This is a genomic window from Paracoccus litorisediminis (assembly GCF_009711205.1).
GTDB classification, from domain to species: Bacteria; Pseudomonadota; Alphaproteobacteria; order Rhodobacterales; family Rhodobacteraceae; genus Paracoccus; species Paracoccus litorisediminis.
This window is the reverse complement of sequence record NZ_WMIG01000001.1, coordinates 432345-452079: the sequence shown is the minus strand read 5'-3', so window position 1 is coordinate 452079 and position 19735 is coordinate 432345. Positions and strand designations below refer to the sequence as shown.

Annotated in this window: 24 protein-coding genes; 21 read left to right on the top strand and 3 right to left on the bottom strand. The window is 64.2% G+C overall.

Annotated features, from left to right (window positions below; translation table 11 throughout):
• Positions 1–254: 254 nt before the first annotated feature.
• The 19 genes from GL300_RS02330 to cysE all read left to right on the top strand — a co-directional run bounded on the left by GL300_RS02330 (position 255) and on the right by cysE (position 15703).
• Positions 255–617: a permease gene (locus GL300_RS02330; RefSeq protein ID WP_155037951.1), complete on the top strand. Its 363-nt coding sequence runs from the start codon at positions 255–257 to the stop codon at positions 615–617.
• Complete coding sequence (locus tag GL300_RS02325; protein WP_155037950.1) at positions 568–1908, top strand: DNA-packaging protein; 1341 nt, start codon at positions 568–570, stop codon at positions 1906–1908. Before GL300_RS02330 ends, GL300_RS02325 begins: the two co-directional genes overlap by 50 nt.
• 95 nt (positions 1909–2003) lie before the next feature.
• Positions 2004–3191, top strand: coding sequence for a phage portal protein (locus GL300_RS02320; RefSeq protein WP_155037949.1), 1188 nt, complete (start codon positions 2004–2006; stop codon positions 3189–3191).
• On the top strand, positions 3192–3425 hold the full coding sequence (locus GL300_RS02315; RefSeq protein ID WP_155037948.1) for a GTA head formation protein, RCAP_rcc01685 family: 234 nt from the start codon (positions 3192–3194) through the stop codon (positions 3423–3425).
• Positions 3426–3435: 10 nt separating this feature from the next.
• A complete protein-coding gene (locus GL300_RS02310; RefSeq protein WP_343042901.1) occupies positions 3436–3963 on the top strand; it encodes an HK97 family phage prohead protease in 528 nt (175 codons plus the stop codon).
• A gap of 23 nt (positions 3964–3986) precedes the next feature.
• Entirely contained in the window at positions 3987–5153 is a 1167-nt protein-coding gene (locus tag GL300_RS02305) for a phage major capsid protein (protein WP_155037947.1), read from the top strand.
• A gap of 136 nt (positions 5154–5289) precedes the next feature.
• Positions 5290–5904, top strand: a complete 615-nt coding sequence (locus tag GL300_RS02300; RefSeq protein WP_155037946.1) for a head-tail connector protein — start codon at positions 5290–5292, stop codon at positions 5902–5904.
• Complete coding sequence (locus GL300_RS02295) at positions 5901–6251, top strand: head-tail adaptor protein (protein WP_155037945.1); 351 nt, start codon at positions 5901–5903, stop codon at positions 6249–6251. Before GL300_RS02300 ends, GL300_RS02295 begins: the two co-directional genes overlap by 4 nt.
• Positions 6248–6661 (top strand): DUF3168 domain-containing protein, encoded by a 414-nt coding sequence (locus GL300_RS02290; protein WP_155037944.1) that lies wholly within the window; start codon positions 6248–6250, stop codon positions 6659–6661. The genes GL300_RS02295 and GL300_RS02290 overlap by 4 nt, the downstream gene beginning before the upstream one ends.
• Before the next feature lie 11 nt (positions 6662–6672).
• A complete protein-coding gene (locus GL300_RS02285; RefSeq protein ID WP_155037943.1) occupies positions 6673–7086 on the top strand; it encodes a phage major tail protein, TP901-1 family in 414 nt (137 codons plus the stop codon).
• Position 7087: 1 nt separating this feature from the next.
• Positions 7088–7405 (top strand): gene transfer agent family protein, encoded by a 318-nt coding sequence (locus tag GL300_RS02280; protein WP_155037942.1) that lies wholly within the window; start codon positions 7088–7090, stop codon positions 7403–7405.
• Between the two features lie 2 nt (positions 7406–7407).
• Positions 7408–7632, top strand: coding sequence for a phage tail assembly chaperone (locus GL300_RS02275; protein WP_155037941.1), 225 nt, complete (start codon positions 7408–7410; stop codon positions 7630–7632).
• 27 nt (positions 7633–7659) lie between these two features.
• On the top strand, positions 7660–8298 hold the full coding sequence (locus GL300_RS02270) for a phage tail tape measure protein (RefSeq protein ID WP_155038538.1): 639 nt from the start codon (positions 7660–7662) through the stop codon (positions 8296–8298).
• Positions 8299–8301: 3 nt separating this feature from the next.
• Entirely contained in the window at positions 8302–8934 is a 633-nt protein-coding gene (locus tag GL300_RS02265; protein ID WP_155037940.1) for a DUF2460 domain-containing protein, read from the top strand.
• Positions 8931–9755 (top strand): DUF2163 domain-containing protein, encoded by an 825-nt coding sequence (locus GL300_RS02260; protein WP_155037939.1) that lies wholly within the window; start codon positions 8931–8933, stop codon positions 9753–9755. The genes GL300_RS02265 and GL300_RS02260 overlap by 4 nt, the downstream gene beginning before the upstream one ends.
• Positions 9752–10180 carry an NlpC/P60 family protein gene (locus tag GL300_RS02255; protein ID WP_155037938.1) on the top strand — a complete coding sequence of 143 codons (429 nt, stop codon included), beginning with the start codon at positions 9752–9754 and terminating at the stop codon, positions 10178–10180. The genes GL300_RS02260 and GL300_RS02255 overlap by 4 nt, the downstream gene beginning before the upstream one ends.
• 15 nt (positions 10181–10195) lie before the next feature.
• Positions 10196–14086: a baseplate multidomain protein megatron gene (locus GL300_RS02250; protein ID WP_155037937.1), complete on the top strand. Its 3891-nt coding sequence runs from the start codon at positions 10196–10198 to the stop codon at positions 14084–14086.
• A complete protein-coding gene (locus tag GL300_RS02245; RefSeq protein WP_155037936.1) occupies positions 14079–14792 on the top strand; it encodes a DUF2793 domain-containing protein in 714 nt (237 codons plus the stop codon). The genes GL300_RS02250 and GL300_RS02245 overlap by 8 nt, the downstream gene beginning before the upstream one ends.
• A gap of 86 nt (positions 14793–14878) precedes the next feature.
• Positions 14879–15703 (top strand): serine O-acetyltransferase, encoded by an 825-nt coding sequence (cysE, locus tag GL300_RS02240; RefSeq protein WP_370576828.1) that lies wholly within the window; start codon positions 14879–14881, stop codon positions 15701–15703.
• A 12-nt stretch (positions 15704–15715) separates the two neighbouring features.
• Here the strand turns inward: cysE and GL300_RS02235 are convergent, their stop codons facing one another.
• Positions 15716–16786 carry a quinone-dependent dihydroorotate dehydrogenase gene (locus tag GL300_RS02235; protein ID WP_155037934.1) on the bottom strand — a complete coding sequence of 357 codons (1071 nt, stop codon included), beginning with the start codon at positions 16784–16786 and terminating at the stop codon, positions 15716–15718.
• Complete coding sequence (locus tag GL300_RS02230) at positions 16783–17127, bottom strand: DUF952 domain-containing protein (RefSeq protein WP_343042884.1); 345 nt, start codon at positions 17125–17127, stop codon at positions 16783–16785. The genes GL300_RS02235 and GL300_RS02230 overlap by 4 nt, the downstream gene beginning before the upstream one ends.
• 111 nt (positions 17128–17238) lie before the next feature.
• Between GL300_RS02230 and GL300_RS02225 the strand changes: the two genes are divergently transcribed.
• Entirely contained in the window at positions 17239–18837 is a 1599-nt protein-coding gene (locus GL300_RS02225) for a bifunctional metallophosphatase/5'-nucleotidase (protein WP_155037933.1), read from the top strand.
• A 6-nt stretch (positions 18838–18843) separates the two neighbouring features.
• On the opposite strand, the gene GL300_RS02220 is transcribed toward GL300_RS02225, so the two are convergent.
• Positions 18844–19203, bottom strand: a complete 360-nt coding sequence (locus tag GL300_RS02220; RefSeq protein WP_155037932.1) for an ArsR/SmtB family transcription factor — start codon at positions 19201–19203, stop codon at positions 18844–18846.
• A 186-nt stretch (positions 19204–19389) separates the two neighbouring features.
• On the opposite strand from GL300_RS02220, the gene GL300_RS02215 reads away from it, so the two are divergent.
• On the top strand, positions 19390–19734 hold the full coding sequence (locus GL300_RS02215; protein ID WP_155037931.1) for an AtpZ/AtpI family protein: 345 nt from the start codon (positions 19390–19392) through the stop codon (positions 19732–19734).
• Position 19735 lies beyond the last annotated feature (1 nt).

The following is a 19735-nucleotide window of genomic DNA, read 5'->3' as shown; positions in this document are numbered from 1 at the left end:
TCGGGTGTCGCGGGGGCGATTCCGCCCCGTTGCGCGCGGCGAACGTATGGGTGTTGCGCAGGGCAATTCATTGTTTCGCAAGGGAAACTAGCGAAGGGTGAATGCAACTTTGGGTTTATCGTTGACTTAGCGAACGCCCTGAAGTAGAAAGTATACATGCTGGGAGAAATGGGCAAGCGGCCGGGTCGATGACCTGGGCCGCTTTTTTCATGTCTCGCTCGTGCGGACAGCACACGAGGGCAGGGCGGTACACGATGACGATGAACTTCGATCCGGGGCCGGGCGCTCCGGAAGGGCCTTACGTGCCCGGCGTCGATCTGGCGTCTGACACGGATGTTCTGGAGATCGCGGACGGGATCTTTCGATCCTATGCGGTGGATCTGCACAAGCTGCGCCTGAAGATCCAGGCGGGTGAAACCGATGAGTTGAAGGAATCCGGCAGACTGGTTCGCGACCTGAGGGCCGCGGCCCATATGGTGCTGGAGGAAAGGGGCAAGGTTGACAAGCTTCGCAAGGACGCTGCCGGAAATGTCGGTGCAGGCGCACTCGACCTTGCCGCGGCACGAGATGAAATCGGGCGCAGGCTGGCTCGCTTGCGCGGGGCCGCAGGAGGTTGACGACTTCCTTGGCGGGCTCAGCGACAATGCCTTGGCGGCGCTGCCATGGATATTTGATTTCTGGGCCCTGCCGCATCAGCTGCCCCCCGAGGGCGACTGGAAGACATGGGTGATCATGGGTGGACGCGGCGCGGGCAAGACCCGCGCCGGGTCGGAATGGGTGCGCGCCCAAGTCGAGGGCGCGACACCCGAGGCATCGGGCCGCGCACAGCGGGTGGCGCTGGTCAGCGAGACCTTTGATCAGGCCCGCGACGTCATGGTCTTTGGCGATTCGGGCATTCTGGCCTGTTCGCCGCCTGACCGCCGCCCGGTATGGGAAGCCGGGCGGCGCAGGCTGGTCTGGCCGAATGGTGCGACCGCGCAGGTGTTCTCGGCCCATGAGCCCGAGGCGCTGCGCGGTCCGCAATTCGATGCGGCCTGGGTCGATGAACTGGCCAAGTGGAAGAAGGCCGAGGACAGCTGGGACATGCTGCAATTCGCGCTGCGGCTGGGCGAGCATCCACAGCAGGTCGTCACCACCACGCCGCGCAACGTGGCGGTGCTGAAGCGGATTCTGGGCAATGCCTCGACCGTGACGACGCATGCACCGACGGAAGCGAACCGCGCCTATCTGGCCGAGAGCTTTCTGGCCGAGGTCGAGAGCCGTTATGCCGGGACACGGCTGGGGCGGCAGGAGTTGGAGGGCCTACTGCTGGACGATGTCGAGGGTGCGCTGTGGACGACCCAGACCATCGAGGCGTGTCGGCTGGATGCCGCGCCGCGCCTGTCCCGCATCGTCGTCGCCGTCGATCCGGCGGTGACAGGTGGGGCAGGCGCGGACGAATGCGGGATCATGGTAGCGGGCGTCGTGGCCGAGGGGCCGGTGACTTCGTGGCGGGGCTATGTGCTGGAGGATGCCACCATCCGGGGCGGGCCGACCGACTGGGCGCGGGCCGCCATTGCCGCGATGGACCGACATGGCGCCGAGCGGTTGGTGGCCGAGGTGAACCAGGGCGGCGATCTGGTCGAGAGCGTGATCCGGCAGATTGATCCTCTGGTGCCGTTCCGGGCGCTGAGGGCGGGGCGGGGCAAAGGGCTGCGTGCCGAGCCGGTCGCCGCGCTTTACGAGCAGGGGCGCATCCATCACCTGCGCGGGCTTGGCACGTTGGAGGACCAGATGTGTCGCATGACCGTGCGGGGCTATGAGGGCAAGGGCTCGCCCGACCGGCTGGATGCGCTGGTCTGGGCGATTCATGAGCTGATGATCGAACCAGCAGCCAGTTATCGGCGTCCGCAGGTGCGGGGGCTGTAGTTCTGCTGGGGGCTGGGGCCCTGTGGGTTAGTTGCACGAGACAAAAGACGGGTCGCGAGAGCGGCCCTTTTTTCTTGGGATTTCAGGAGGAGCCGATGGCATTTCCCTGGTTCGGGCGGGCCGCTGCCGCCCCCGTTGAAGTCGAGAAGAAGGCCAGCGCGACCGGGAAGGTGGTCGCCCTGGCCGCCGGGTCCGGACGGGTGGTCTGGTCGCCCCGGGATACGGTGTCGCTGACCCGGTCGGGTTTCGTGAACAACCCGGTGGGCTTCCGCGCCGTGCGGCTGATCGCCGAGGCGGCAGCGGCGGTGCCGCTGATCTGTCAGGACCGAGAGCGGCGCTATGACATGCATCCGGTGCTGGACCTGCTGCGACGACCGAATGCCGGGCAGGGCCGGGCCGAGCTGTTCGAGGCGCTGATCGGACAGATCCTGCTGTCGGGCAGCGGGTATCTGGAAGCCGTGGGCGAAGGGGCGAAGGGGCTGCCGGCCGAGTTGCATGTACTGCGCTCGGATCGGATGTCGATCGTTCCGGGGGCCGATGGTTGGCCGGTCGCCTATGAATATGGCGTCGGCGGGCGGAGCTATCGGTTTGATATGACCGGCAGCCCTGATCCGATCTGCCATATCCGCAGTTTTCATCCGCTGGATGACCATTACGGGCTGTCGCCGATGCAGGCAGCGGCCATTGCGGTCGATGTCCATAACAGCGCCTCGGGGTGGTCCAAGGCGTTGCTGGACAATGCGGCCCGGCCCTCGGGGGCGATCATCTACAAGGGGGCGGATGGGCAGGGGAGTTTGTCACCGGACCAGTATGACCGGCTGGTGACCGAGATGGAGATGCATCATCAGGGCGCGCGCAATGCCGGGCGGCCGATGCTGCTGGAAGGCGGGCTGGACTGGAAGCCGATGGGGTTCAGCCCCAGCGACATGGAGTTTCAGGAAACCAAGCAGGCCGCCGCGCGCGAGATCGCGCAGGCCTTCGGCGTGCCGCCGATGCTGCTGGGGATCCCCGGCGAAGCGACCTATGCCAATTACGCCGAGGCGCACCGGGCCTTCTATCGGCTGACGGTGCTGCCGCTGGTGTCGCGGGTGGCCAGTGCTCTGGCCTGGTGGCTAAGCGAACATCTGGACGCCGAAGTCGATCTGCGGGCCGATCCCGATCAGGTTCCGGCGCTGGCCGAAGAGCGCGACCAGCAATGGCGGCGTATCGGCGAGGCGGCGTTCCTGACCGAGGCCGAGAAGCGCGTGGCGCTGGGCCTGCCTCCGCTGGCGATGGAGGGGTGAATGGAGGGCTCGCGTTTCGTCAAGGAGCCCTTCGACTGGCACGACCAGCGCATTGATACGCAGGACCGGATCATGGCGCTGCAATTCGGGCAGGTCGAGCGCCGGCTGGAGCGGATCGAGGCGCTGATCGAGGGGTTGGAGCGGCGATTGTGGATGACGGTCTATGGCGTAGTCGCCGTCATCCTGACCCAAGCGGTGCAGTCGATCCTGCAATTCGGACCGAAAGGAGGGTGACGTGGAATCAATCAGTTACGGGCTGGAGCTGAAGTACGCAGCTGGCGCGCAGATCGTCAGTGACGGGGCGCAGATCGAGGGCTATGCCAGCCTGTTCGGGCTGACCGACCAAGGCGGCGACATCGTCCAGAAGGGCGCCTATGCGGCCAGTCTGAAGCGGCTGGCGGCGCGGGGCGACAAGGTTCGGATGCTGTGGCAGCACGATCCGACCCGGCCCATCGGCGTCTGGGACGAGATCCGCGAGGATGAGAAGGGCCTGTGGGTCAAGGGGCGGCTTCTGCCCGAGATCGCACAGGCCCGCGAGGCGGCGGCGCTGATCGCCGCGGGCGCGATCGACGGGCTGTCGATCGGCTATCGCACCATTTCCGCAGAGCGCGACGGCAAGGGCCGCCGCCTGCTGAGCGAGGTCGAGCTGTGGGAGGTGTCGCTGGTCACCTTTCCGATGCTGGCCGAGGCCAAGGTCGGCCGCAAATCCGACCGGGCTCTTGAGATGGCGGCGGCGTTCCGCGCCGCGACCATGGCGCTGCGCGCCGAATGAGGTTCATCGCAACGGAGGGGACCATGACCGAGGCGAAAGCCGCGGCCGGGGCGGACATGCCCGGCGACCTGGGAAGCGAAATGCTGGGGTTCGTTAATGAACTCAAGGCATTCCGCACGGATATTCAGAAACGACTGGAAGCACAGGAAGAACGTATGACCATGCTGGACCGCAAAACCATCCTGCGCTCGCGCGCGCCCCTCTCGGTCGAGGCCGATGCCGGTGCGCCGCATCAGAAGGCGTTCGACGCCTATATCCGCCACGGCGACGACGACGCGCTGCGTGGCCTGCCGATGGAAGGCAAGGCCATGTCCACCACCAGCGACGGTGGTTTCCTTGCCGCACCGACCGTGGCGCTGCAGGTGCAGGAGGCGCTGAACGTCACTGCCTCGCTGCGTCGCGTCGCCAATGTCGTGACCGTGGAATCGGCCAATTTCGAGATGCTGGTCGATATGGGCGACATCGCCAGCGGCTGGTCGACCGAGGCCACCGCGCAGGCCGAGACCGGCACCTCGACCGTGCAGCGTGTGGTCATCCCGGTGCATGAGCTGTCGGCCATGCCCAAGGCCAGCCAGCGCCTGCTGGATGACGCGGCCTTCGATGTCGAGACCTGGCTGGCCGGTCGCATCGCCGAGAAATTCGCCCGTGCCGAAGCCACCGCCTTTATCAGCGGCGACGGGGTCAACAAGCCCAAGGGTTTTCTGACTCATGCCCGCGCGGCCAATGCCTCGGCGACGAATGTGCAGATCGGCACGATCCCTTCGGGTGCGACCGGCGATTTCGCGGCGACCAATCCGGCCAATGCGCTGATTGATCTGGTCTATGCGCTGTCCGCGCAGTTCCGGGCCAATGCGAACTTCGTGATGAACTCGAAGACTGCAGCAGCGGTGCGCAAGATGCGCGATACCGATGGTCGTTTCCTGTGGTCGGACTCGCTGGCGATGGGGCAGCCTCCGCAGCTGCTGGGCTATCCGGTGCTGCTGTGTGAGGACGTGCCCGACATTGCCAGCGGTTCGGCCTCGATCGCGTTCGGCGACTTCACCTCGGCCTACACGATCGTTGAGCGGCCTGATCTGCGGGTGTTGCGCGATCCCTTCTCGGCCAAGCCGCATGTCCTGTTCTATGCGACCAAGCGCGTTGGCGGCGGTGTGACCGATGCCCGCGCGATCAAGCTGATGATCTTCGGCTGATCTGAGGCCGGAGGGGGCCGCGCATCGCCTGTCCACTTGACCGGCTGAGCAACTGTCCGCGCGCGCGAGAGTGGATCTGCGCGGCCCCGATCTGAATCCGAAGATTTCCGCGCGGCACGAGAGGCGAGGTTCCAAGATGATGCTTGTGGAGTTGACGGCCCCGGCGGCGGATGTGCCGGTGGCGGAGTTGCGCGATCACCTGCGGCTGGGGTCGGGCTTCGACATCGCGGCTGATCCGGCCGAGACGGCGGCGCTTGCAGGGTTCCTGCGCGCGGCCATCGCCACGATCGAAGCGCGCACGGGCAAGGTGCTGCTGTCGCGGCAGTTCCGATTGCGGCTGGACGACTGGCGCGACCCCGAGGGCCAACCCTTGCCGCTGGCTCCCGTGGCTTCGGTCGATCAGATCGAGATCGACAATGGCGCCGGGAAGGTCACCACACTTGATCCGGCGGGTTGGCGTCTGCTGCCCGACATGCAGCGTCCGCTGCTGATGCCGCGATCAGCCTTTCTGCCGGTCATTCCTGATGCGGGCTTTGTGACGATCACGTTCCGTGCCGGTTTCGGTCTGGCCTGGAGTGCGGTTCCCGCCGATCTGGCGCAGGCGGTGCTTCTGCTGGCGGCGCGCTATTACGAAGATCGGAGCTTTGAGGGTTCGCAGGCGGCCATGCCATTCGGTGTCAGCGCGCTGATCGAACGCTGGCGCGCGGTCCGGGTGCTGGGAGGGCGCGGCAAGTTGCGCGGACGGGCATGAAGGCCCCGCGTCTGATAATCCCGCTGGAACTTGAGGCGCAAGAGCGCGTGTCCGACGGCATGGGTGGTTTTGTTCAGGGCTGGAAGCGGGTCGGTCGCGTTTGGGCCGAGATGCGCGCGGGCTCAGGTGGGGAACAGTCCTATGGCCTTGGCGCGCAAAGCGTTGTCGTCTGGCGGATTACCGTCCGGGCGGCGCGTGGGGGCGATCCACGACGACCGGGGGCGGGGCAGCGACTGTCCCTGGGCGCGGGTGCCGCCCGGCGAAGCTTTCGCATCGAGGCCGTGGCCGAGACCGACCCCGGCCAGCGCTATCTGGTCTGTTACGCGAAAGAGGAGGTGGCGGCATGAGCTTTGCGGCTTCGGTTGCGCTTCAGGCCGCCGTCTATCGGGCGCTGCGGCAGCATGAGGGGCTGGGCCTGCTTGTCGGGGACGCGATCTATGATGCGCTGCCGGTCGAGGCACCATCTGGAACGCATGTCGCGCTGGGCCAGGATGATGTCCGCGACGCGGGTGACGCGACGGGGGCGGGGTCGGCTCATGACTTCACCGTTTCGGTCCTGTCAGGGGCCGGGGCTGGCTTTAGCGGGGTCAAGATGGCTGCGGCTGCCGTGACGGATGCGCTGGAAGGCGCGGCGCTTGCTCTGGGCCGGGGGCATCTGGTCGGCCTGTGGTTTCTGCGGTCCCGCGCGAAGCGGACTGAAAACGGCGCTGGACGGCGGGTCGATCTGACCTTTCGCGCGCGCATTGATCTGGGTTGAGGAGAAACGACATGGCGGTGCAGCAAGGACGCGACCTGCTGATCAAGATGGACATGACCGGCGACGGGCATTTCGAAACGGTCGCGGGTCTGCGCGCGACGCGGATTTCCTTCAATGCCGAGACGGTGGATGTCACCAGCATCGAAAGCGAAGGCCGCTGGCGCGAGCTTCTGGGAGGTGCCGGGGTGCGTTCGGCCTCGATCTCGGGGTCGGGGGTGTTTCGGGATGGCACGACCGATGAGCGCGCGCGGCAGGTGTTTTTCGACGGTGAGGTTCCGCGCTTTCAGGTGGTGATCCCGGATTTTGGCAATGTCGAGGGACCGTTCCAGATCACCAGTCTTGAATATTCCGGCAATTATAATGGCGAGGCGACTTATGAGATTTCCCTGGCAAGCGCCGGCGCGCTCAGCTTCGTCTCGCTCTGAAATGGTGAACCCCTGGGCGGGTGAGGTCGAGATCTGGCTGGACGGTGCGGCCCATTCGGCGAAGCTGACGCTGGGCGCCTTGGCCGAGCTTGAGGAGACGCTGGGAGCCAGCAGCATGATCGCGCTGATCGAGCGGTTTGAGGGCGGGTCATTTTCCAGCCGCGACGTGATGGCGGTGCTGGTTGCGGGTCTGCGCGGCGGTGGTTGGGCGGGCGGCATGGATGAGTTTCTTGCCGCTGAATTGCGGGGCGGGCCGGTTCAGGCGGCGCATCTGGCGGCGCAGCTGCTGGGACGCGCCTTTCGTTCCGATGGCGTCTGAGGATGCGAGGGCTTGATTGGCCCGGTCTCATGAAGATGGGAATGGGGCCGGAACGGATGGGCGGTCTTGGGCTGACACCTGCGATGTTCTGGTCCCTGACGCCTGCGGAACTGGCCCTGATGCTGGGGATCGAAGCCAGCGTCACTGCCGGCATGACGCGGGACCGCCTGGCGGAGCTGGCAGCGCGTTATCCCGATGCGCCGCGCCCGCCGGGCGGAAATAGCTGACAGTTCAAAGGAGTGCCGGTGGTGGATCTGGGGGAAGACGATAGCAGCTTGTATGAGCGTGCCATAAGCGACAGTGGACAGGTGACGGCGGCATTCGAACAGGAGTTGAGCCGCCTGCGCGAATCCATGCTGTTTACCGGCCGCGAGGTGAACTCACTGAGTTCGGGGATCAGCAGCGGGTTGCGCAGGGCCTTTGCCGGTCTGGTGCTGGACGGGGCGAAGCTGTCCGATGCCTTGCAGACCGTCGCGCGCAGCATGGTGGACACGGCCTTTTCGTTGGCGATGAAGCCGGTCAATCAGGCGCTGGCCGGGGCAATCTCGGAAGGGGTGACGGGGTTGGTTTCGGGCGCGATGCCCTTTGCCGATGGCGGGGCCTTTACGCAGGGGCGGGTAATGCCCTTTGCCAAGGGCGGCGTGGTCGGTTCGCCGACCTATTTCCCGATGCGCGGCGCGACCGGGCTGATGGGTGAGGCCGGGCCCGAAGCGATCATGCCGCTGCGTCGAGGTGCGGATGGCAAGCTGGGCGTCGCCTCGGCGGGGGGCGGTCGGCCCGTGAACGTCACATTCAACATCTCGACCCCCGATGTCGCGGGCTTTCAGAGGTCGCAATCGCAGATGGCGGCGCAGCTTGGCCGCGTGCTGGCGCAGGGCGAAAGGAACAGGTGAGACATGGCATTTCACGAGGTGAGTTTTCCGGCCAACCTGTCATTCGGCTCGCTGGGCGGACCGGAACGGCGCACCGAGATTGTCGCGCTGACGAATGGCCACGAGGAGCGCAGCACACCTTGGGCCCACTCTCGGCGGCGCTATGACGCGGGGATGGGGCTGCGGTCGCTGGACGACGTGGCAAGACTGATTGCGTTCTTCGAAGCGCGTGCAGGTCAGCTGCATGGATTTCGCTGGAAGGATTGGGCGGATTTCAAATCTTCGACCCCCAGCGCGGCGCCGGGTCCGCAAGATCAGCAGATCGGACGCGGTGACGGGGTGCGGAGGAGCTTCGCGCTGCGCAAATCCTATCAGTCCGGGCCGGCCCGCTACTGGCGACCTATCGTGAAGCCGGTGGCGGGGACGGTGCTGATGGCTGTCGGTGGCATCGAATTGCGCGACACGGTGGACTTCAATGTCGACCCCGCGACCGGCACGCTGACCTTCAGCGCGCCGCCCGAGGACGGGGCCGAAATTACTGCGGGGTTCGAGTTCGAAGTGCCGGTGCGCTTCGATACAGACCGCATCGCGGTCTCGGTGTCGTCGTTTCAGGCGGGCGATTTGCCTCAGGTCCCGGTGATCGAGGTGCGGATATGAAGGGCGAGACAATTGCACGCGCATGGGGCGTGACCCGTCAGGACGGACTGGTTCTGGGATTTACCGATCACGACCGGGTGCTGGAGTTCGAGGGGATTTCATTTCGTCCTGAATGCGGGCTGAGCGCCAAGGCGGTGGTCCAGTCCTCGGGGCTTTCGGTCGACAATACCGAAGCGGTCGGCGTCCTGTCGGACGGGGCCATCACCGAAGTTGATCTGCTGGCAGGACGCTGGGACAGTGCCGATGTGCGTCTATGGGATGTCGATTGGAGCAATCCCTCGAACCGCAGGCTGATCTTTCGCGGCAGATTGGGAGAAGTGTCGCGAAGCGGCGGCGCCTTTAAGGCGGAATTGCGTGGGCTCTCCGAGCCGTTGAACCGCACGCAGGGCCGCGTTTATCATCCGCGTTGTTCAGCCGAATTGGGTGACAGGCGTTGCTGCTTTCAAACTGAAAAGCCCGGCTACTCGGCCGAGGGTGTGATCCACAGCCATGATGAGGGGCAGAGTTTCAGGCTGACGGGCATTGCCGGGCACGAGGCGCGGTGGTTTGAGCGCGGTGAGTTGATCGTCCAGTCTGGCGCTGCAGAGGGCCTGCGCGGTGTGGTCAAGCTGGATCTGCCTCAATCCGGAGGGCCGCGTGAGGTTGAGCTTTGGAGCGGGCTTGGGCTGCATCCGCAGCCCGGTGACCGTGTCAGGTTGATCACCGGCTGTGACAAACGCGCCGAAACGTGCCGTCTGAAGTTTCTGAATTTCATGAATTTCAGGGGCTTTCCTCATTTGCCGCCCGAGGATTGGCTGATCGCGCCGCAGGTGAACCGATGAGTGCAGCGATCGTGGCTGCGGCCCGTTCGTGGATCGGCACGCCCTATGTCCATCAGGCCTCGGCCAAAGGGGCAGGCACGGATTGTCTGGGCCTGATCCGGGGTATCTGGCGCGAGTTTCACGGTGCCGAGCCGATGGTGCTACCAGCCTATACGCCCGACTGGGGCGAAACGGATGATGAAGAATTGCTGATCGGTGGGGCGCTGCGTTTTCTGCGTCCCACCTCTGACGAAGCCCCCGGCGACGTGCTGATCTTTCGCATGCGATCGGGGGCCATCGCGAAGCATATGGGAATTCTGGCGCAAACCGGAGCCGAGGCCAGCTTCATCCATGCCTATGACCGGCATGGCGTGGTGGAAAGCCCGCTATCGGCACCCTGGCGGTCACGGATCGCCGGAAGGTTCAGGTTCCCGCCAACGATCTAAGCGGAGATAAGCGCAATGGCGACGTTACTGCTGGCTGCCGCCGGTGCCTCTTTGGGTGCAGGTTTCGGTGGCACTGTCCTTGGCCTGTCGGGGGCCGTTATCGGCCGTGCGGTCGGCGCGACCATTGGCCGGGCGCTAGATCAACGGCTGCTCGGATCGGGATCAAAGGCGGTCGAAACGGGTCGGGTTGATCGCATGCGGATCCAGACCGCGGGCGAGGGCACACCCATTCCGCGGATATGGGGACAGATGCGCGTACCGGGTCACACGATCTGGGCCGGACCGTTGGTCGAGGTGCGCAGCAAACAGGGTGGCGGCAAAGGCTCGTCGCCCAGCGGGACCGAGATTGGCTATCGCTTGAGTTTTGCCTTGGCCCTATGTGAGGGGCCGATCCTTGGCGTGGGACGGGTGTGGGCGGACGGCGAGGAGGTCGCGCCGGATGAGCTGAACATGCGTGTCTATCGAGGCGATGAACAGCAGCTGCCCGATCCGGCCATCCGCGCGCAGGAAGGTGACGACGCCCCGGCCTATCGCGGCATCGCCTATGTCGTGCTGGAGGATCTGGGGCTTGAGCGCTGGGGAAACCGCGTGCCGCAGTTGTCCTTCGAAGTGACGCGTGCCGCACGTGAGGGACGCGGGCTTTCGCGTGAGGTCAGGGCGGTTGCGATGATCCCCGGCACGGGCGAGTATTCGCTGGCCACGACTCCGGTCAGCCATGATTTCGGTCTGGGTGAAACGCAGGTGGTCAACCGCAACACGCCTCTGGCGCCGACCGATTTTGAAGCGTCGATGCGCACGCTGGGTCGAGAGCTGCCGAATGTCGGCTCGGTGTCGCTGGTTGTGTCCTGGTTTGGCGATGATCTGCGTGTTGGTCAGTGCCAAATCCGACCCAAGGTCGAGGACGCGACCCGCGATGGTCGCGAAATGGGCTGGCGTTCAGGCGGGATTGACCGCGATGACGCGATGGAGGTCGCTCGGCTCGACGGACGGCCTGTCTATGGCGGAACACCTTCGGACGGATCGGTCATCGAGGCCTTGCGGGCCATTGCGGGGGATGGCCGCAAGGCAGTTTTTTATCCTTTCATTCTGATGGAACAGCTATCCGGCAACGGTAAGCCTGACCCGTGGAGCGGGGCCTCCGATCAGCTGGTCATGCCATGGCGTGGCCGGATGACCAGCAGCATTGCGGCGGGTCGGCCCGGTAGTCCTGCCGGAACCAAAACTGCAACCGAAGAGGTTTTGCGGTTTTTCGGGACCGCGCGGGCCGCCGATTTCACGCGCTCGGGTGATCGGATCAGCTATTCGGGGCCGGATGAATGGTCCTATCGCCGCTTCATTCTGCATTACGCTCATCTATGTGCGGCTGCGGGCGGGATCGACGCATTCCTGATTGGCTCGGAGATGATCGGGCTGACCCAGATCCAAGGCGAGGGGGCAAGCTTTCCCGCTGTTGCGGAGTTGCGCAGACTGGCCGCTGATGTGCGCGGCGTTCTTGGGGATGCGGTCAAGATCGGCTATGCGGCTGATTGGTCCGAATATTTCGGATACCACCCGGCGAATGGCGATGTGTTCTTTCACCTCGACCCGCTTTGGGCGGACGCGAACATCGATTTCATCGGCATCGACAATTACATGCCGCTGTCGGACTGGCGCGAGGGCGAAGACCATCTGGACGCCCATTGGGAGCGCATCGACAATTCGGCCTATCTGAAAAGCAATATCCTCGGGGGTGAGGGCTACGACTGGTATTATGCGCGGGACGAGGACCGGCTGGCGCAGGTCAGAAGCCCGATCCGGGACGGGCAGTTCCACGAACATTGGTTGTGGCGTTTCAAGGATATCCGGAACTGGTGGCTGAACGAGCACCACGACCGGGTGGGTGGTCGACGCCTGACGCAGCCCAGTGATTGGGTGCCCGGTTCGAAACCGGTCTGGTTCACCGAGATGGGTTGTGCGGCGATCGACAAGGGCACGAACCAGCCCAACAAATTCCTTGATGCGATGAGTTCGGAATCGTCGTTGCCCTGGTTTTCGACAGGGCGGCGCGATGATCTGGTCCAGGCAGCCTATGTCCGCGCCATGACCGAGTTCTGGTCGGATCCGGCAAATAACCCGGCCCGTGCTGCCCGCGGGCGGACGACTGCGGGTCGGATGATCGACATGGATCGCGCTCATGTCTGGTGCTGGGATGCCCGGCCGTTCCCTGCCTTCCCGGCGCGCCGAGATGTCTGGTCGGATGGCCCCGCATGGGAGCGTGGTCACTGGCTGAATGGCCGTGCCGGGGCCGTGCCCTTGACTGATGTCGTAGCCGAAATCTGCGCCGAGGCAGGTGTCGCCGCATTTGACGCCGAGGGGCTTTCGGGACTGGTGCGCGGCTATGCGATCAGCGGTGCGGAAAGCGGGCGTGCCGCGTTGCAACCGCTGATGCTCGCGCATGGCTTCGATGCGGTCGAAAGGGACGGCGTCCTGCGTTTCATGATGCGCGATGCCCGCGTCGACGCCAAGCTGACGATGAATGATACGGCTGAGGCTGACGATGTGTCTGGTATCGAGCTTGCTCGATCGGGCGATGCCGAGCAGCCCGGTCGTGTCCGGCTGACCCATGTCGAGGCCGAAAGCGATTATTCCACGCGGACGGCCGAGACACTGGTTCCCGGCGCTGAGTTCCTTGCCGTGTCGGATAGCGAATTGCCAATGGCAATGACGCGGGCCGATGGACAGGCGATGACCGATCGTTGGCTGTCGGAAACGCTGGTGGCGAGGGATACGATGCGCTTTGCCCTGCCGCCGTCAAAGGGACATCTGGGGCCGGGGGATGTCGTGTCGATGGCTGATCGGCAGGGTAATACTCGTCGATGGCGGATTGACCGGCTTGAGCGAGCAGGCGCGCTGACGGTCGACGCAGTTCGTGTCGAGCCCGCAGTTTATCGCCCCTCAGTCTCGGTCGAAAGCGATAGTCGTGCGCGTGCCTTCGCGCCCCCCGTTCCGGTTCTGCCGGTGTTTCTGGACCTGCCGCTGCTCAGGGGCGACGAGGAGCCTCATGCACCATATCTGGCTGTGACTGCAACGCCTTGGCCAGGTTCGGTGGCGGTCTGGGTCGCACCAGAAAGTACGGGCGGTTATGCCCGCAACATCGTGGTTCCCACGCCGTCTGTCATCGGGGTGACGCTGTCGCCGCTTGCCGCCGCGCGTCCCGGTGTGTGGGACCGGGGTGCGCCGCTGCGGGTAAAGGTCAAGGGTGGCACGCTGGAGGCTGCGACCGAAACCGCGTTGCGCAGTGGCGCAAACCTGCTGGCCATTGGCGATGGCTCGCCCGAAGGGTGGGAGTTGCTGCAGTTTCGCGATGCGACGCTGATTTCGGCGGGCACGTGGGAGATATCGACCCGGTTGCGCGGGCAGGCAGGCACCGACGCATTCATGCCAAATGTCTGGCCCTCGGGCAGCATGGTCGTACTGCTGGACGGTGCGGCCGAGCAGGTTGAACTGGCCCCCAGCGCGCGCAATCAGATGCGCTATTGGCGGGTGGGTCCGGCGACGCGCAGTCCCGACGACCCTAGCTACCGTTCCGTGGCTGGGGCATTTCGAGGCGCAGGCCTGCGACCCCTGTCGCCCTGCCATCTGGCGGTCTCAGGGACGACCATCAGTTGGATCCGCCGTACGAGGATCGACGGCGACGGCTGGGACGGTCCCGATGTTCCCCTGGGTGAGGCCGAAGAACGCTACTCGGTCAGGCTGGTGCGCGATGGGGCCGTGCTTGCGCAATCGCTGACCGACGCCGCCCGTTGGACCGTACCCGCCGCGACATGGGCTGCGGTCCGCGCTGGCGGGAATTTTGTCGTGGAAGTCGCTCAACTCTCCGATGCCTTCGGGCCGGGACCCTTTGCGAGGATGCCGATCAATGTCTGATAACTCGACCACCAATCTGGGCTTGCCTCTGCTGCAACCGGCACAGGCACAGAAGCATGTCACGGTGAACGACGCGCTGATGCGTCTGGACGGGATGGTGGACTTGGTTCTGCAAAGCACGACACGCAGTACGCCGCCGACCGTTGTTGTGGACGGGCAATGCTGGGCCGTACCTGCTGGCGCCATCAACGCATGGGAGGGGCAGGGCGGTAATGTCGCCATCGGTTCAAACGGCGGCTGGGTATTCGTGAAACCCGTTTTCGGGCGACGTGCCCTTGTCGCCGATAGGGGGGTGATTACGATCCATGACGGGACTGCGTGGGTTCTGGGTGCCGTCAGTCTGGGCCAACACGGTTCGGGCATGATCGCAAACCAGTTGTCCGAAGACCTGACGCTGGGCACCGGCACCTCGACCACGACCAGTATCAGCATCCCGGCAGGGGCCATGGTGATCGGAGCAACAGCGCGGGTTCTGACGGCGATTACCGGGACGCTGAGCACATGGCAGCTTGGCAATGCGGATTCCACAAACCGTTTCGGAGAGGGGCTGGGCAAAGGCGTGGGTTCCTGGTCGCGGGGCATCCTCTCGGCCCCGATGACCTTCTGGAACGCGACTCCCCTGCGGTTGACCGCGACAGGGGGGCAATTCACCGGTGGAGTGGTCCGTATCGTCATCCATTGGTGGGAGTTGCGCTTGCCCAATTGAGCGGGTCTTTCGGCTGCCGCGGGTTTAAGCTAAAATCCTGTCCTGAACTCATGGACGGACGGCCCGCGATGAACCTGCATAACGAGATGGTCGAACCGCTTTCGGACGAGACGGGCGAGGGATCGCGCGTCTCGGTCTGGGCGCGGATCCAGCGCGAAGCACGGATCGCCGTCAGGGACGAGCCGCTGCTGGGTGCCTTGATCCATGCCGGATTGCTGCACCATTCCACCTTCGAGGCGGCGCTGGCCTATCGTTTCTCGCTCAAGCTTGCCTCACGCGAGATGAGCGAACAGATCCTGCGGGAAATCGCGGATGACGCGTTTTCCTGCGCGCCCGAACTGGGATTGGCCGCGAAGGCTGATCTGCTTGCGGTCTATGACCGCGATCCGGCAACGCATCGGCTGATGCAGCCGATCCTGTTCTTCAAGGGTTATCAGGCCCTGCAATCCTACCGGATCGGGCATTGGTTGTGGCAGCAGGGCCGCCACGACATGGCCTATTTCGTGCAGATGCGCTGCTCGGAGGTGTTTGGCGTCGATATCCACCCGGCGGCCCGCATAGGAACCGGCGTGATGATCGACCACGCGCATTCCATCGTCATTGGCGAAACAGCGGTTGTCGGCAATGATGTGTCCATGCTGCATTCGGTCACGCTGGGTGGGACCGGCAAGGAGGATGGCGACCGTCATCCCAAGATCGGCAACGGCGTGATGATCGGGGCAGGGGCCAAGGTTCTGGGCAACCTGCAGATCGGACACCATTCGCGGATCGCTGCGGGGTCGGTCGTCCTGATGGATGTACCGCCCTGCAAGACCGTGGCAGGTGTTCCCGCCCGCATCGTGGGCGATGCGGGCTGCGCCGATCCGTCGAACAGCATGAATCAGCTTCTGGGTCGCGAAGACCTGTTCTAGGGCGATGCCGCCCTAGAGCCAATCCTTGATGCCGCTGCCGGTCAGCTCGGGCAGGGTGATCTTTTCGCGAGCCAGCCGGTCGTCAAGTTCACGCGCGATCCGGTCGGCCAGCGAGAAGCCCTGATAGATCAGCGCCGAATAGATCTGCACCGCCGAGGCCCCTGCGCGCAGCTTCTGCCATGCGTCCTCGGCCGACGAAATCCCCCCTACACCGATGATCGGCAGGCGTCCGGCGACCAGTTGGCTAAGCTTGGCCAAGACATGTGTCGAGGGACGCATCAGCGGTGCACCGGAGAGACCGCCGGTTTGGGGTGCATGAGCCGACATCAGCCCTTCACGCGATAACGTCGTATTGGTCGCGATAATGCCATCGACCGGTGCTGCCAAGGCGACTGCGGCGATGTCGGCCAATCCCGCATCGTCCAGATCGGGAGCAATCTTGACGAAGACGGGCGGGCGATTCGGCAGTGCGTCACGCGCCTTGATGACCCCATCCAGCAAAGCGGCCAGTGCCTCCGGTCCCTGAAGATCGCGAAGCTTTTCGGTGTTGGGCGATGAGACGTTCACCGTCAGGAAGTCCGCGGTTTCCCCGGCCACGCGGACCACGGCGGCGAAATCGGCGCTTTTGTCAGCGCTGTCCTTGTTCGCTCCGATGTTCAGGCCGACCGGAATGCCGGCCGGATAGGCATTGGGACGGCGCGCCATCCGTTCTGCAATGCGCTCGGCACCTTCATTGTTGAAGCCGAAACGGTTGATGATCGCGCGGTCCTCGGTCAACCGGAACAGGCGCGGCTTGGGATTGCCGGGCTGCGGGCGCGGGGTAGCCGCGCCGACCTCGACAAAGCCAAATCCTGCACGCATTAGCGCTGGCAGGGTGCGGGCGTTCTTGTCATAGCCGGCGGCCAACCCGACCGGGTTTGCAAGCTCCAGCCCCGCCAATCGCAAGCGCAGACGATCCGAGGTCGCAGGCTTGCCGGGCAGCGGCACTAGTCCGCGCTCCAGTGCCTTAATCGACAAGTCATGAGCCTTTTCGGGGTCCAGCAAATGCAGCGAGGACAGGCCGATCCGCTCGATCAGGTTCATGCGAGGTCTCCGGTTTCGTGACCGTTTGGGCCAAGGGCGATAGGGCGCGACCAGATCACGTCATCGGCGCGCAGCTCTCGGTAAAGATGCGGGAACAGGTCGCCGCCGCGCGAGGGCTCCCATCGGATACTATCCAACTCCTCGGAGTCCAGCGCCAGCAGGTGCAACCCGTCTTCGACCGCGAAGTGCTTGGCCAACGTTCCGGGCAGTTGCTGTGCCGTGGACAAGTGGATGTAGCCGTCGGTCAGATCGACCGGGGCACCGTGAGTGTGACCGTCGCGACGAAAGGCCGCGAACTCGGGTTCTCGAAGGACTTTATAGATCAGCATGGCGCGGTTCATGCTCCCGGTCCGCCGCCTCGTCAAGAGTCAAGCGCGCGCCGTTCAATGGTTGACGCATGACGACCCATCCCTAAGCTCGGCCCGAACAATTTTCGGCGACGAGAGGGAATGATGAAACGCGCATTTCTGGTATCTGTGGCAAGCCTTGCCCTGAATGCGGGCGCAGCGCAGGCGGATTACACGCTGCATGTCCTGCATATCAATGACTTCCACAGTCGGATCGAGTCGATCAACAAATATGACGCGACTTGCGACGCCGAGACCTTGGCCAAGAACGAATGTTTCGGAGGCGTGGCACGGCTGGCGACCAAGATCAACGAGCTGCGCAACCAGTTGAAATCCGAGGGGCAGAACGTGGTCGTCCTGGATGCAGGCGATCAGTATCAGGGCAGCCTGTTCTATACGACCTACAAGGGCAAGGACACGGTCGAGTTCATGAACGCGATCGGGTTCGACGCGATGGCGGTGGGTAACCACGAGTTCGATGACGGACCCGCCGGGCTGCAACTGCTGGCCGAGGGCGTCAAGTTTCCGGTTATCTCGGGCAATCTCGACCTGTCGCAGTCGCCGGAACTGAAGGGCAAGGTTGGTGACAAGCTGACGCTAGAGGTCGGTGGCGAAAAGATCGGCATCGTTTCGGCTTTGGCGATGGACACGCCCGAAACTGCCTCGCCCGGCGATAAGGTGATTTTCCAGGACGACATCGACAGCCTCAAGGCCGATGTGCAGGAGCTGACCGATTCCGGTGTCAGCAAGATCCTTGCGTTGACCCATGAGGGCTACAAGCGCGATCAGGAAATCGTTGCCGAGGTCGGCGGCATTGACGCGCTGATTGGCGGTCACAGCCATACGCTTCTGGGCGATATGGACGGAGCGGAAGGTCCGTATCCGACGGTTGCAAAGGGGCCGGATGGAGAAGTGCCGATCGTGACAGCCTATGCCTACGGCAAATATCTAGGCCATCTGACGCTGACCTGGGATGACAACGGCAAGCTGATCAAGGCCGAGGGGCAGCCGATCCTGCTGGACGGCTCAATCGCCGAGGATCCGACCCTCGCCGCCCGCGTCAAGGAAATGGCCGCTCCTATCGAAAAGCTGAAGCAGAAGCTGGTCGCCGAAACCAAGGCCCCAATCGACGGCAGCCGCGAAACCTGCCGTCAGAAGGAATGCGAGATGGGCGTGGTTGTCGCCGACGCCATGCTGGATCGCGTCAAGGCGCAGGGCGTCACGGTTGCCATCGCGAATGGCGGCGGCTTGCGCGCGTCGATCGATGCCGGGCCGGTGACCATGGGCGAAGTCCTGTCGGTCCTGCCTTTCCAGAACACGCTGTCGACCTTCAAGTTGAAGGGCGCGGATATCGTCGCGGCGCTGGAAAACGGGGCGAGCCAGTATGACGATAAAGCGGGCCGTTTCGCGCAGGTTGCGGGGTTGAAATATACGGTCGATCCCAAGGCCGAAGTCGGCAAGCGGATTTCTGATGTGCAGGTCCGCGACGGCGATGCCTGGAAGCCGATCGACCTGGCCGCCACTTATGGCGTGGTGTCCAACAACTACATGCGCGGCGGCGGAGACGGCTACAAGATCTTTGCGACCAATGCGACCGAGGCCTATGACTTCGGTCCGGACCTTGCGGATGTACTTGCCGAATATCTGGCCAAATCCGGACCGGGCTTTGTGCCCGAGCTTGACGGGCGCATTACCGTCAAATGATCCGGCTCAGGGCTGCTCCTTCCCTTCGGAAGGGGCGCCCCCCAGTTCGGCCAGCAGAAAGCGTTCGAAATCGTCCAGATCCACTGGCTCGAACTGGCCGAACCCCTGCATCCAGACCGAGGCGCTGCGAAGCCCTTCGGGTTCCAGCTTGCACCAGATGATCCGCCCGCGCCGCTCTTGCCGGATCAGTCCCGCCGTCACCAGCACGGCAAGGTGCTTCGAGATCGCAGCCAAGCTGACCTCGAATGGCGCGGCCACATCCGTCACCGCCATGTCATCCTCCAGCAACATGCCAAGGATCGCCCGCCGCGTCGGATCGGCGAGGGCGGCGAAAATTATGTCCAGACTGGGGTTTTGCGGGGCCATCTATGCTTACTTAACTGCTGGGTTGAATATGGACCCTTGCACCTTCGGCCCGCAACCCTTGGAAACCGTTCAGCACCGGTGACGCTAAACATAACAAAGTCAGATAGTTGCGCAAAACCTCTGCTTGCTTGACTTAAACCCCTCCAGCACCTATCACCGCGCCAACCGATAACGGGGGTGTGAGCCATGGCCGAAGATGACGACCATGAAGCTGCGCGTGCCCGAGACGCGGAGCGACTGCGCCAGCTGGAAGCCAAACTGGGCGACAAGGTGGTGCGGGAAGCGGGCTCGCGCGGAGAGGAACATTTCAGTCAGGCCAATATGGCTTGGCGCATGGTGACCGAACTTGTAGCCGGACTGGGCATCGGGTTCGGGATCGGATTTGGGCTGGACACCTTGTTCGGCACGACGCCGCTCCTGATGGTCGTCTTCGTGCTTCTAGGCCTTGCGGCCGGGATCAAGACGATGATGCGGACGGCGAAAGAGATTGGCAAGGAGCCGGGGCACGCCGGCGACGACGAGGGTAAATGAC

Coding starts and splice junctions, on each gene's coding strand:
- GL300_RS02330 (WP_155037951.1), top strand. CDS start 255: ATGACGATGAACTTCGATCCGGGGCCGGGCGCTCCGGAAGGGCCTTAC.
- GL300_RS02325 (WP_155037950.1), top strand. CDS start 568: ATGAAATCGGGCGCAGGCTGGCTCGCTTGCGCGGGGCCGCAGGAGGTT.
- GL300_RS02320 (WP_155037949.1), top strand. CDS start 2,004: ATGGCATTTCCCTGGTTCGGGCGGGCCGCTGCCGCCCCCGTTGAAGTC.
- GL300_RS02315 (WP_155037948.1), top strand. CDS start 3,192: ATGGAGGGCTCGCGTTTCGTCAAGGAGCCCTTCGACTGGCACGACCAG.
- GL300_RS02305 (WP_155037947.1), top strand. CDS start 3,987: ATGACCGAGGCGAAAGCCGCGGCCGGGGCGGACATGCCCGGCGACCTG.
- GL300_RS02300 (WP_155037946.1), top strand. CDS start 5,290: ATGATGCTTGTGGAGTTGACGGCCCCGGCGGCGGATGTGCCGGTGGCG.
- GL300_RS02295 (WP_155037945.1), top strand. CDS start 5,901: ATGAAGGCCCCGCGTCTGATAATCCCGCTGGAACTTGAGGCGCAAGAG.
- GL300_RS02290 (WP_155037944.1), top strand. CDS start 6,248: ATGAGCTTTGCGGCTTCGGTTGCGCTTCAGGCCGCCGTCTATCGGGCG.
- GL300_RS02285 (WP_155037943.1), top strand. CDS start 6,673: ATGGCGGTGCAGCAAGGACGCGACCTGCTGATCAAGATGGACATGACC.
- GL300_RS02280 (WP_155037942.1), top strand. CDS start 7,088: ATGGTGAACCCCTGGGCGGGTGAGGTCGAGATCTGGCTGGACGGTGCG.
- GL300_RS02275 (WP_155037941.1), top strand. CDS start 7,408: ATGCGAGGGCTTGATTGGCCCGGTCTCATGAAGATGGGAATGGGGCCG.
- GL300_RS02265 (WP_155037940.1), top strand. CDS start 8,302: ATGGCATTTCACGAGGTGAGTTTTCCGGCCAACCTGTCATTCGGCTCG.
- GL300_RS02260 (WP_155037939.1), top strand. CDS start 8,931: ATGAAGGGCGAGACAATTGCACGCGCATGGGGCGTGACCCGTCAGGAC.
- GL300_RS02255 (WP_155037938.1), top strand. CDS start 9,752: ATGAGTGCAGCGATCGTGGCTGCGGCCCGTTCGTGGATCGGCACGCCC.
- GL300_RS02250 (WP_155037937.1), top strand. CDS start 10,196: ATGGCGACGTTACTGCTGGCTGCCGCCGGTGCCTCTTTGGGTGCAGGT.
- GL300_RS02245 (WP_155037936.1), top strand. CDS start 14,079: ATGTCTGATAACTCGACCACCAATCTGGGCTTGCCTCTGCTGCAACCG.
- cysE (WP_370576828.1), top strand. CDS start 14,879: ATGGTCGAACCGCTTTCGGACGAGACGGGCGAGGGATCGCGCGTCTCG.
- GL300_RS02235 (WP_155037934.1), bottom strand. CDS start 16,786: ATGAACCTGATCGAGCGGATCGGCCTGTCCTCGCTGCATTTGCTGGAC.
- GL300_RS02230 (WP_343042884.1), bottom strand. CDS start 17,127: ATGAACCGCGCCATGCTGATCTATAAAGTCCTTCGAGAACCCGAGTTC.
- GL300_RS02225 (WP_155037933.1), top strand. CDS start 17,239: ATGAAACGCGCATTTCTGGTATCTGTGGCAAGCCTTGCCCTGAATGCG.
- GL300_RS02220 (WP_155037932.1), bottom strand. CDS start 19,203: ATGGCCCCGCAAAACCCCAGTCTGGACATAATTTTCGCCGCCCTCGCC.
- GL300_RS02215 (WP_155037931.1), top strand. CDS start 19,390: ATGGCCGAAGATGACGACCATGAAGCTGCGCGTGCCCGAGACGCGGAG.